Source organism: Pseudomonas sp. PVC-3-1 (assembly GCF_057444315.1).
In genome coordinates, this window is sequence record NZ_CM172023.1 from 3,606,703 (window position 1) to 3,618,645 (window position 11,943).

At 67.0% G+C, this 11,943-nt stretch carries 9 protein-coding genes; 8 read left to right on the top strand and 1 reads right to left on the bottom strand.

The window, feature by feature from the left end:
- Positions 1-193: 193 nt before the first annotated feature.
- The 3 genes from AC2T4A_RS16885 to AC2T4A_RS16895 all read left to right on the top strand — a co-directional run bounded on the left by AC2T4A_RS16885 (position 194) and on the right by AC2T4A_RS16895 (position 3,782).
- The gene (locus AC2T4A_RS16885) at positions 194-1,579 is read left to right on the top strand and encodes an APC family permease (protein ID WP_478378199.1); all 1,386 of its coding nucleotides are present in this window, start codon (positions 194-196) and stop codon (positions 1,577-1,579) included.
- A 101-nt stretch (positions 1,580-1,680) separates the two neighbouring features.
- A complete protein-coding gene (locus AC2T4A_RS16890) occupies positions 1,681-2,583 on the top strand; it encodes a LysR family transcriptional regulator (RefSeq protein WP_486741263.1) in 903 nt (300 codons plus the stop codon).
- Between the two features lie 98 nt (positions 2,584-2,681).
- The gene (locus AC2T4A_RS16895; RefSeq protein ID WP_486741265.1) at positions 2,682-3,782 is read left to right on the top strand and encodes a M14 family metallopeptidase; all 1,101 of its coding nucleotides are present in this window, start codon (positions 2,682-2,684) and stop codon (positions 3,780-3,782) included.
- 7 nt (positions 3,783-3,789) lie between these two features.
- Here AC2T4A_RS16895 and AC2T4A_RS16900 read toward each other — a convergent pair whose 3' ends face one another.
- On the bottom strand, positions 3,790-4,698 hold the full coding sequence (locus tag AC2T4A_RS16900) for a LysR substrate-binding domain-containing protein (RefSeq protein WP_486741266.1): 909 nt from the start codon (positions 4,696-4,698) through the stop codon (positions 3,790-3,792).
- 158 nt (positions 4,699-4,856) lie between these two features.
- Here AC2T4A_RS16900 and AC2T4A_RS16905 point away from each other — a divergent pair, with 158 nt between their 5' ends.
- The 5 genes from AC2T4A_RS16905 to mrdA all read left to right on the top strand — a co-directional run bounded on the left by AC2T4A_RS16905 (position 4,857) and on the right by mrdA (position 11,907).
- Complete coding sequence (locus tag AC2T4A_RS16905; protein ID WP_486741267.1) at positions 4,857-6,155, top strand: NAD(P)/FAD-dependent oxidoreductase; 1,299 nt, start codon at positions 4,857-4,859, stop codon at positions 6,153-6,155.
- A gap of 67 nt (positions 6,156-6,222) precedes the next feature.
- Positions 6,223-7,314 (top strand): polyamine ABC transporter substrate-binding protein, encoded by a 1,092-nt coding sequence (locus tag AC2T4A_RS16910; protein ID WP_486741268.1) that lies wholly within the window; start codon positions 6,223-6,225, stop codon positions 7,312-7,314.
- On the top strand, positions 7,311-8,579 hold the full coding sequence (locus AC2T4A_RS16915) for an NAD(P)/FAD-dependent oxidoreductase (protein ID WP_486741270.1): 1,269 nt from the start codon (positions 7,311-7,313) through the stop codon (positions 8,577-8,579). Before AC2T4A_RS16910 ends, AC2T4A_RS16915 begins: the two co-directional genes overlap by 4 nt.
- 37 nt (positions 8,580-8,616) lie before the next feature.
- Complete coding sequence (locus tag AC2T4A_RS16920) at positions 8,617-9,516, top strand: DMT family transporter (protein WP_478378205.1); 900 nt, start codon at positions 8,617-8,619, stop codon at positions 9,514-9,516.
- A 498-nt stretch (positions 9,517-10,014) separates the two neighbouring features.
- Positions 10,015-11,907, top strand: coding sequence for a penicillin-binding protein 2 (gene mrdA / locus AC2T4A_RS16925; protein WP_486741271.1), 1,893 nt, complete (start codon positions 10,015-10,017; stop codon positions 11,905-11,907).
- Positions 11,908-11,943 lie beyond the last annotated feature (36 nt).

The following is an 11,943-nucleotide window of genomic DNA, read 5'->3' on the forward strand; positions in this document are numbered from 1 at the left end:
TCGATGAGACCTTGAACTGCGGCCAGCGGGCCAGCGCCTTGTCCGACCTCAGCTGAATCCTCCGGCAGCGGCTGCCCGAAGCTTCGCCCCGGCTGAAATCTCCGGGCATCCGACCGCTGCGCAGGAAGCCTTGACCGGCATCACGCCGTTCCTGTCCAACGAGCGCCCGCCGCTCGCAGTCCATGAGTCAGCCATGAAAAAAACAACAAGCGTCTCCGATACTTCCTTGCCTGCCCATCAACACCCCAACCCCTCGGCGTCGTCACGCAGTTTCCGCAAGTCGCTGGGCATTCCGGCGCTGGTGCTGTTCGGCCTGGCCTACATGGTGCCGCTGGCGGTCTTCACCACCTACGGCCTGGTCACCCGGATGAGCAAGGGCCACCTGCCGACGGCCTACCTGTTCACCCTGGCGGCCATGCTGCTGACCGCCTACAGCTACGGACGCATGGTGCAGGCGCACCCGTACTCGGGGTCGGTCTACAGCTACACGCGCAAGACCTTCGGCGCGGCATTCGGCTTCATGGCGGGCTGGACGCTGCTGCTGGACTATATCTTCCTGCCGCTGCTGAGCTACCTGCTGATCGGCATCTACATGACCGATTACTTCCCCTCCGTCCCGCTGTCGGTGTGGATTCTCGGCTCCATCGCCCTGGTGACCCTGCTCAACCTCGTCGGCATCGAATCGATCACCCGCGTCAACTGGGTGCTGATCGTCGCGCAGATGGTGTTCGTGGTGGTGTTCATCGCACTCTCGCTGAGCCACCTGGGTGCCCAGGCCGAGCCGGTGGCGCTGGCCCAGCCCTTCTATGACGAGCACTTCAGCCTGCCGCTGGTGATGTCCGGCGCGGCCGTGCTGTGCCTGTCCTTCCTCGGTTTCGACGCCGTGTCGACCATGGCCGAGGAGACCCCGGAACCGCGCCGGCAGATTCCCGCGGCGATCATGCTGGTGACCCTGATCGGCGGCGTGCTGTTCATCGTCATGGCCTACTTCGGCCAACTGGTATTTCCCGAATGGCAGGCGCTCACCGATGCCGACTCCGCGTCGCTGGACGTGCTGCGCCGGATCGGTGGCGAGTGGCTGGTGACCTTCTTTACCGCCACCTACGTAGCCGGCTGCTTCGCTTCGGCGATGGTGTCCCAGGCCAGTGTCTCCCGCGTGCTGTTCGCCATGGGCCGGGACGGCGCGTTGCCCCGCGTGTTCGGCAAGCTGGTGACGAAGAAGCGCGTGCCGGCCACGGCGATCATGCTGATCAGCCTGCTCTCGCTGATCGCGCTGTTCGTCACCCTGGATACCGTGGCCAACATGATCAGCTTCGGCGCGCTGTTCGCCTTCTCGGCGGTGAACCTGGCGGTGATCAAGCACTACCTGATCGACGAGCGCCTCACCGGCAGGGGCAACTACCTGCGCTATGGTGCGCTGCCGGCGGTGGGCTTCCTCAGCACTATCTGGCTCTGGTCGAGCCTGTCGGGGATGTCCTTCATGATCGGCTTTGGCTGGATGTGCCTGGGCTTCGTCTGCCTGGCCAGTGCCACGCGGATGTTCCAGCAGCAACTGCCGGACCTGAACATGGCGGAGTGACCGCCAACCCTTGGCGAAGCCGGGCCTGGCCCCGGCTTCTTTCAAGCCGGCTCGATACTGGTTAAGGTGGCGCGCATTCGACGAGTCGGTTGGATTTCGCCATGAAACTGCATCAACTGCGCGCCCTGCGCACCATCGCCGAGAGCGGCAGCCTCCAGGAGGCGTCGCGGCTGCTCGACGTCACCCAGCCCTCGCTGTCCAAGGCGGTGAAGGAGCTGGAAGGCGAGCTCGGCGTACCGCTGCTGGTGCGCTCCAACCGTGGCGTGACGGTCACCCCGTACGGTGAGCGACTGGTAAGCATGGCCCGGCTGGTCACCGAGGAAGTGCGCCGCGCGCGCGACGAGATCGACACGCTCAAGGGCGCGACGGCTGGCCGTGTGGCCATCGGCGTGTCGCCGGTGACGCCCAACCGCGCCTTCGCCACGTGCTTCAAACGTTACCGCGAGCTGTACCCGAACGTGCAGTTGCAGATATTCGAGTTGCGTTCGGTGCAGCTGTTCGAAGGGCTGAAGGAGGGACGGCTGGACCTGGTGCTGACCACCCAGCCGATGGCGGAAGGCGCCGACGGGCAGGTCTGGCGTGAGCTGGCGCCGCAGCCTTCGGCACTGGCGGTGCGCAAGGGCCATCCGCTGGCGGACGCGAAGTCGCTGCACGAGCTGCTGGACCTGGAGTGGTTGCTGTCCGACCCGCTGGAGGTCGCCCTGGCCGGGCAGTTCTTCCGTGAACGCCAGGTGGCGCCGCCCAGACACATCACCGAGTGCTCCTCGTCGCTGCTCTACCTGGAGCTGGCGGCCAACACCGATGCGGTGAGTTTCTGGTCGCAGCGCATGCTCAAGCTGCCGATGGTGGCCCAGGTGCTGGTGCCGTTGCAGATCGCCGAGGCGACGCCAGTGGCGAGTATTTCCCTGGTCACCCGGGCGCAGGAACTGATGACCCGCGAAGCGCTTCTGCTGGCCGAGGAAATGCTGGCGGCATTCAGCGCGGAGCACGCGCCGCTGGCATAACCAGCCTCAATGCTCATGTGCAGAGATCATTACTCCGCGCTTTCGCGCTGATGCATCCTGCCGGCCGCCATCTGCCTCAGGAAACGGCCGGAGTCTCCATGAATGCATCGTCGTATTTCTCCCAGAGTTACGCCCAGGCGCGCAGCAAGTTCCTCGATGCCTGTGCGGCCGCCGGTCTGCCGGTGGAGTCCCACATCCACCCACTGCGCGGGCGCGACGGTGAGACGCTGGCGGTGGACGTCGCCCGTGAAGGTCCGATGGATGCGCAGCGCCTGCTGATCATCAGCAGCGGTTGCCACGGCGTCGAAGGCTTCTGCGGCTCGGGTGTGCAGAGCGCGCTGCTTGCCGACACCGCATGGCGCGAGCACGCTCGCCGCAACCATTGCGCAGTGCTCTACCTGCATGCCGCCAACCCTTTTGGCTTCTCCTGGTGGCGCCGCTGGACCCAGGAGAATGTCGACCTCAATCGCAACTTCCGCGACTTCGCCCAGACGGCACCGGAGAACCCCGGCTATGCGCGCCTCGACCCGGTGCTCGCGCCGCGACGCTGGCCCAGCCCACTGGGGCGTCTGCGCCTGCTCGGCTATGCGCTGCGCCACGGTCGCTGGGAGTTGCAGAAGGCGATCTCGTCGGGCCAGGCCAGTCATCCCGACGGCCTGTTCTTTTCCGGCTCGCAGCCGACCTGGAGCAACCGTACCGTGCGCGAGGTCTTGCGCGAGCATGGCCGACACTGCCGCGAGATGGCCTGGATCGACGTGCACACTGGCCTCGGTCCGAGCGGCTACGGCGAGTACATCTACTCGGGCGACCCGCGCCCCGAAGCGCTGGCCCGCGCCCGCGCCTGGTGGGGTGACGACGTGCGTTCGACGGAGGAGGGCAACAGCGTTTCGGTGAAGCTCAGCGGCAAGCTGGTCCATGCCGCGTTCGAGGAATGCCCGCAGGCCCTGCTGATTTCCATGAGCCTGGAGTTCGGCACCGTGCCCGGCCCGCAGGTACTCGAAGCGCTGCGCGCGGACCAGTGGCTGCATCGCACGCCCGATGCGCCGGCGGCCAAGGCGCGGCGGATCAAGCAGCAGCTGCGTGATGCCTTCTACATCGATACGGACGAATGGAAGAACGCGGTGCTGACTCGCTCGCGGGACACGGTCTGGCGGGCGGTGGAAGGGTTGTGCAGCGAGATTCCGGCGCCGCTGCGTTAACCGGGAATCAGCCTTCCAACGGGTTGCGCTGCTCCTCGAACCAGTCGAGCACCGGCTGGCAGGCCGGATGCGCGGCACCGCTGTCGCGCAGCCACAGCGCGTAGCGGCCGCCGGTCTTCAGCGCTTCGCCGAAGGGAACGATGAGGTCGCCACGCTGCAGGGCGTCGTGGGCCAGCATGCGGTCGGTCATGGCCACTCCCAGGCCTCGGGTGGCGGCGTCCAGCGCCAGGTCGTCGAGGTTGAACAGCATGTGCTTGAACTGCGTGGGCGGTGGCGCGTCCTGCGCGCGCAGCCACTGCGGCCACTCCAGGCCGCCGCTGGAGGCGTGGATCAGCGGATGGCGGGCCAGTTCCTCCAGAGAGCGGGGCGGCTGCTGGCCGTCGTCCAGGCGCGGGGCGCAGACCGGAATCAGGTATTCGTCATACAGCGGCGTCAGTGCGCGGCCCTGCGGATCGCTGCCACTGGGCAGGTAGAGGACGTAGGCATCGCAGTCGCCGCCGTCGTCCACCACTTCGCCGCCCACCGTCTCGATGGACAGGCACAGCTCCGGGTGACGGCTGTAGAAGGAGCTCAGGCGCGGCAGCAGCCAGCGCACCGCCAGCGAGACGAAGATGCGGATGCGGAAGGGCCGTTCCGCCGAGGCCGGGGCGAGGCGCTCCTCCAGGCGCAGCAGTTGCTGGAGCATGCCCTCGGCCACCGCGTAGACCTCGCGGCCGGCCTCGGTCAGCGCCACTTTGCGGCTGGTTCGGTCGAACAGCGGCACGCGGTAGTACTCCTCCAGTTGCTGGACCTGCCGGCTGATGGCGCTCTGGGTCAGGTGCAGCTGTTGCGCGGCCGCCGTGAAGCTGCCGGCCTCGGCAACCTGCACCAGCGCCTGCAGTGCTTGCAGGGAGGGAACGCGCAGCAGTTTGTCCATGAGTCGCCCATCCGCAATCTATGCGTTTTGAGAATACGAGGATGAAAAATCAGCGTTGGTGCGGCCAGCGCAACTGCCCGTAGATTCTGGTCATGACGCGCCACCGGGGAAATCGCTTGGATACGCCCGGTGCATGGATTGTGAAGGAGTGCCGGGCAATGAACAATCACTGCGGCTGGATCGCCCTGGCGGGCGAGTTGCCCGCGCGGCCGACGCTGAGCGGAACCCAGCGGGCGGACTGGCTGATCATCGGTGGCGGTATTACCGGGCTGTCCGCTGCCCACACACTGGCCGCGCGTTTTCCGCAGCAGCGCGTGGTGCTGCTGGAGCGCCAGCGTATCGCCCAGGGCGCCTCGGCGCGCAATTCCGGCTTCGTCGTCGCCCACGAGTTGCCGGCGGCCAGCGAACGCCTGGGCCAACCCGGCCATGCTGCCTACCAGGTGGCTTCGCGCATCGGCATCGCGGCAGCGCAGGAAGTTCGCCAGCGCATTGCGGACCTGAACATCGACTGCGAGCTGTTCAACGACGGCTACCACTTTGCCGCCCACCGCCCCGAGCACCTTGGCGACATCGACTCCATCCTCGCCACGCTGGCCTCGGTCGGCGCCAGCGCGCGCTACTACGAGGGCGCAGCACTCGAGCAACGGCTCGGCAGTGCCTTCTACGCACGGGCCATTCATTGCGCGGGCGGCAACGCGCTGCTGCAGCCGGCGCGCTATGTGAAAGGGCTTGCCGACAGCCTGCCGGCGTCGGTGGAAGTCTTCGAGCAGAGCGGTGTCGCCGACCTGCGCCGCAGCGGTCAGGGCTGGGTAGCGCGCACTGCGCAGGGCGAAGTCCATGCGTCGCAGGTGCTGGTCTGCCTGGGCGCCTTCATCGCCCGCGCCGGCCTGCGCGACAGCGGGGCTTTCCCACTGGAACTGAGTGCAAGCATTACCCGCCCACTGGATGAGCCGCGCTGGCAGTCGCTGTTCGGCGAGCGCCAGTGGGGCGTGCTCGCGCCGCTACCGGGCGGCGGCACCGTGCGCCTGCTGCCGGGGCGCCGCCTGCTGATCCGCAACACGGTCGAATACCGCCATCGCGACCTCGACAGCAACGCGCTGGGCGAGCGACGTCGCCGTCATCTCGCCGGTTTGCAGAAGCGCTTCCCTGGCATTGTCGAGGCCGATATTGCCTACACCTGGACCGGCCACCTTAGCGGCACCCGCTCCGGCGAGCCGTATTTCGCCCGCGTCGACCAGGGCCTGCATGCCGTGGCCGGCTGCAATGGCTCGGGCGTGGCGCGCGGCACCTTGTGGGGCCGCCTGCTGGTGGAGATGGCGGCGGGCGACAGCTCGCCCGTGCTGGCCGATGTGCTGGCGCAGGCCACTCCCGGCTACCTGCCGCCCAGCCCGTTCTTCGATATCGGCGCCTCGCTGCGCATGGCCTGGGAAGTTCGCCGCGCGCGCGCCGAGGCCTGATCCATTGCTTTACCCACGCACGACGAACCATGACGACCATCCCCGAAAACAAAAAACCGAGGGCAGCATGATCACCCGTCCCATGACCCTGGCAGGCCTGGCCCTGTCGCTGTTGGCTGGCACTACCCAGGCGGCGCCGACCGTCACCATCGCCAACTGGAGCGGCTATATCGCCGACGACACCCTGGCGAACTTCACCAAACAGACCGGCATCCAGACCACCTACGACCTGGTGGACAGCAACGAGACTACCGAAGCCAAGCTGATGACCGGCGCCAGCGGCTACGACCTGGCCAGCCCGTCCAACCACTTCCTGCCGCGCCTGATCAAGGCCGGCGCCATCCAGGAACTGGACAAGAGCAAGCTGCCCAACTGGAACAACCTCGACCCCAAGCTGATGAAGATCCTCGAGGTCAGCGACCCGGGTAACCGCTACGCCATTCCGTACCTCTGGGTGACCGTCGGCATCGGCTACAACGAGGACAGGATCAAGGCCATCTTCGGCAACACCGATGTCACTCACAGCTGGCAGTTGCTGTTCGATCCGAAGAACGCGGAAAAGCTCGCCCAGTGCGGCATCGCGGTGATCGACAACGCGACCCAGATGGTGCCCATCACCCTCAAGGTGCTGGGGCGTGACCCGGCCAGCCAGAACCCGGACGACTTCAAGGCCGCCGAAGCCGCGCTGCAGGCGGTGCGCCCGTCGATCCGCTACTTCCACCAGTCCAAGTACGTCAGCGATTTGGCCAACGGCAACATCTGCGTCGCCATCGGCTTCAGCGGCGACGTGCTGCAGGCCATGACCACTGCCCAGCAGGCCGGCAACGGCGTGAAGATCGGCTACAGCCTGCCGCGCGAAGGCAGCACCATCGCCGTGGACACCGTGGTGATTCCCAAGGGTGCGCCGCACCTGGAGAACGCCTACGCCTACATGAACTACCTGCTGCAGCCCGAGGTGATCGCCAACATCACCAACGCCGTGCAGTACCCCAACGGCAACGCCGCCGCGACCCAGTACGTGACTCCGACACTGCGTGCCAACCCGGCTGTCTACCCGCCGCAGGAAGTGCTCGACACCCTGTTCCCGATCAAGACCCTGTCGCCATCGGGGATGCGCATGAGCACCCGCCTGTGGACCCGTGTGATGAGCGGCAAATGACCCAGCCCAACGACCTGCGCCGCCACGCCCTGGTGGTCGGCGCCGGCGTGGTCGGCCTGGCCACCGCGCTGCAACTGCAACGCCGGGACTTCCGCGTGACCTTGCTGGACCGCAATCCGCCGGGGCTGGCAACCTCATTCGGCAACGCCTGCACCTTCGCCACCTACTCAGTGGAGCCGGTGGCAACACCCGGCATCTGGCGCAAGGCGCCGGGCATGCTGCTGCGCCCGGACAGCCCGCTGGCGATCCGCCCGGCCTACCTGCCGCGTATCGCCCCCTGGCTGCTGCGGTTCCTGGCGGCGTCCCGGCGTGATCGCGTGGAAGCCATCGGCCACGATCTCAACACTCTGCTGCACCCGTGCATGGACGCGTGGCAGGGGTTGTTCGACGAGGCCGGCGCCAATGACCTGATCCGCCATGACGGCTCGCTGTACATCTTCGAGGAGCATGAACGCCGCGACGCCGAGGCCATGGTGGATTACCACCGGCGCTTCGACGTGCCGATCCGTTTCGTCGAAGGCGGTGAATTACGCGAGCTGGAACCTGCACTCAACGCCCGCGCCAGTTGCGCGGTGGAGCTGCCCGGCGTGAGCCGCACGCTCGATCCCTACGCGTTGAGCCTGCGCCTGTTCGAGCGCTTCGTTTCCATGGGTGGCGAGTTTCGTCGCGGCGAGCTGCTGGGCCTGGAACCGGCCGGGCAGGGCAGGGACGCGGTGCAGGCGCAACTGGCGACCGGCGAGCGCCTGGCTGCCGACCGCGTGGCGCTGTGCACCGGCGCCTGGTCGCGCACGCTGGTGGACCAATTGGGCGATGCCGTGCCGCAGGACACCGAGCGCGGCTATCACGTGCTCTTCGGCCATGCCGGCCAGGTGCTCAACCGCCCGGTGTGCTGGGGCGCTGGCGGCTTCTACATGACACCCATGGCGCAGGGCCTGCGCGTGGCCGGCACGGTGGAATTCGCCGGGCTGGAGGCACTGCCGAGCCCGGCGCGCTACCGCTTCCTGACCCGTGGCGCGCGGCGCTTCCTGCGCCTGCAGCACGAGCCGGTATCGCAGTGGATGGGCTTCCGCTCCTCGGTGCCGGACAGCATGCCGGTGCTCGGCCCGTCCCGGCGGCTGCCGCAGGTCTTCTACAACTTCGGCCACGGCCATATCGGCCTGACGCTGGGCGCCATCAGCGGCCAGTTGCTCGCCGAGCAGGCCAGCGACGGCATCACCAGCGTGCCGGTGACGCCCTTCCTCGCCAGTCGCTTCAGCTCGCGCTGAAGCGCTTGTACCCACCGCCGCCAAAGGAGATCACGACATGCCCCAGCTGACCCTCGTTGCCCCTCGTAGCCATGCCATGCGCAGCGTGGGCCTGATGCTGTTGTCGATGTTCTGTTTCGCCGTGGTGGATGCACTGGCCAAGATGGTGGCGTTGAAGTACCCGGCCAACGAGGTGACCTTCTTCCGTATGGCCTTCGGCGTGCTGCCGGCCTTTCTCCTCTGCCTGCGTGGCCGGCCGCTGGCTGAGCGCTGGCGGCAATTGGACGTGCGTGGCCAGACCATCCGCGCGGTGACGCTGCTGGGGTCGTCCGCGCTGTTCTTCGCCGGGTTGCCCTACGTGCCCCTGAGCGAGGCGATTTCCATCGCCTATTCCGAGGCGCTGCTGGTGATCGTGCTGGCGCCGCTGCTGCTGGGCGAGCGCCTGCTGCCGCGCAACGCGCTGGCGGCGGTGCTCGGTTTTCTCGGCGTGCTGATGGTGGTCAAGCCCGACAACGCCGAGGCCAGCCTGGTCGGCCCGGCGCTGCTGGTCGCCAGCGCGTTCTTCGGCGCGTTGTCGATGATCCAGATTCGCCGTATCCGCGTCACTGACGACTCCACCACCACGGTGCTGTATTTCACTGTGGTCGGCACCCTGGTCACCGGGGCGACGCTGCCGTTTTCCTGGAGCACGCCGAGCCTGCCGGACCTGGGCCTGATGCTCGCCCTCGGTCTGCTCGCGACTCTCGGGCAACTGCTCTTCACCATTGCCGTACGCCGCGCCCACGCCGCCACGCTGGCGCCGTACACCTACACCAGCATCATCTGGGCGAGCCTGCTCGGCTACCTGATCTGGGGCGAGGTGCTCAGCCTGCTGTCGCTGGTCGGCATCGTACTGATCGTCGGCAGCGCGGTGGTCGTGGCGGTGCTGGAGCAGCCGCCGGAAGGCTCGGTGGTCTGATTTTTCAGCAACGAACACACTCCGTAGCATCCGGAGCTATGGATTAAGGTGCCGCGAGTCTTGTCCGCAATCCTGGGTGGGCCGGGTGCGAGGGTAGGCCAATCGCGGACGGAGTCCGCTCCTACACGGGTGCATGCCGTTGACGTTTTTCGCAGGGTTGGCAGATATCGCGGACAAGGCCCTCTCCTGCAAAGGTGTCAGGCTTCGTAGGAGCGGACTCCGTCCGCGATTGGCATCACCCCGCAGAGGAATACCGGGAACGGTTGGGGCGCCTGGCACGAGGGAGACGCCTCGACTGTCGGTCAGAATCCGGCCTGGCGGTCTGGTACCATGCCGCGCCGGCATACCCGATGACGCGTGATTGCACCGCGCCAGGCGCCGCCGGCTTCTTCCGCCCAACTGCGCTGTAATCAGGCCGCATCGATCGGAAAGCCCCCGCGCTCGGCGTGGTTGAAGCGCTTTTCCGCAGGATCGATGGGGACCTTCTGGAATCTCCCGATGCACGATCCGATCAAACTCAAGGACCACCAGCAGGAGTCGACGCTGGTCAACCGCCGGCTGATCGCCTGCGGCGCGCTGGTGGCCCTGATGAGCGTGACCCTGGTGGCGAGGCTGTACTTCCTCCAGGTCACCGACTACGCGACCAACGCCACCGTCTCTGAAAACAACCGCATCCACGTCCTGCCGATTCCCCCGGAACGCGGGCTGATCTTCGACCGCAACGGCAAGGTGCTCGCCGAGAACCTGCCCAGCTTCAACCTTACCCTGACCCGCGAGCGCGCCGGCAATTCCAAGGCGGTGCTCGACCAGGTCACCGATATCCTTCACCTGAGCCCCGAGCAACGCCTGCAGTGCGACAAGGCGCTGAAGAAGAGCCGCCATCCCTTCGAGCCGGTCACCCTCCTGCATGACCTGAGCGAGGAGCAGATCGCCCTCATCGAGGTCAACCGCTACAAGCTGCCGGGCATCGATGTGGATGCCGAGTTCGTGCGCCACTATCCATACGGCGAGCATTTCGCCCACTCGGTCGGCTTCGTCGGGCGGATCAACGAACGCGAGGCTGCGCGCCTGGACAGCACCGAGTACCGGGGCACCGAATACGTCGGCAAGACCGGTATCGAGCACTTCTACGAGCCGCAACTGCATGGCCACGTCGGCTACGAGGAAGTCGAAACCAACGCCCAGGGCCGCGTCATGCGCGTGCTGAAGAAGGTGCCGCCGGTGGCCGGCGAGAACATCGTGCTCGGCCTGGACGTGGACCTGCAGGTCGCCGCCGAGAAGGCCCTGGGCGATCGCCGCGGCTCCGTGGTGGCGCTCGACCCGAACACCGGCCAGGTGCTGGCAATGGTGAGCAACCCGAGCTTTGACCCGAACCTGTTCGTCAACGGCATCAGCTCGGCGCAGTACGCGCAGTTGCGCGACTCCATCGACCGGCCTCTGTTCAACCGCGCGCTGCGCGGGCTGTACTCGCCGGGCTCGACCATCAAGCCGGTGGTGGCCATCGCCGGGCTGGATACCGGCACCATCACGCCGGCTACGCGGGTCTTCGATCCGGGTTACTTCCAGTTGCCCAACTACGACCACAAGTACCGCAACTGGAACCACAGCGGCGACGGCTGGGTGGACCTGGACACGGCCATCAAGCGCTCCAACGACACCTACTTCTACGACGTCGCGCACAAGCTCGGCATCGACCGCATGCACGATTACCTGACGCGCTTCGGGCTCGGCAGCAAGGTGTCCATCGACATGGCCGAGGAAGCCCCCGGCCTGATGCCGTCCCGCGAGTGGAAGCGTGCTACCCGGCGCCAGGCCTGGTTCCCTGGCGAGACGGTGATCCTTGGCATCGGCCAGGGCTACATGCAGGTGACGCCGCTGCAACTCGCCGAAGCGACCTCGCTGATCGCCAGCAAGGGCGCCTGGCACCGTCCGCGACTGGCCGAGTCGGTGGGCGGCGAGGATGTCGTCGACAGCCATCCCATGCCTGACATCCACCTGAGCAATCCCCGCGACTGGGACGCGGTGAACTACGGCATGCAACTGGTGATGCACGATCCGGGCGGCGGCGCGCGGGCCGCGGGGCAGGGCGCGCAGTACCGCATCGCCGGCAAGAGCGGCACCGCGCAGATCGTCGCAATCCGCCAGGGCGAGCGCTACAACCGCCTGAAGACCCAGGAGCGCCACCGCGACAACGCGCTATTTGTCGGTTTCGCCCCGGCCAGCGAGCCGTCCATCGTGGTCTCGGTGACCATCGAGAACGGCGAAGCCGGCGGCCGCGTGGCCGGGCCGGTGGTGCGCGAGATCATGGATGCCTGGCTGCTCGATCAGGATGGCAAGCTCAAGCCGCAGTATGCGGTCCCGGCCGAGAAGGATTCGGGCAAGCACGCCTGAGGCGCTGTCGGAACCCAGCCTGCGCGCCGGGCTGGT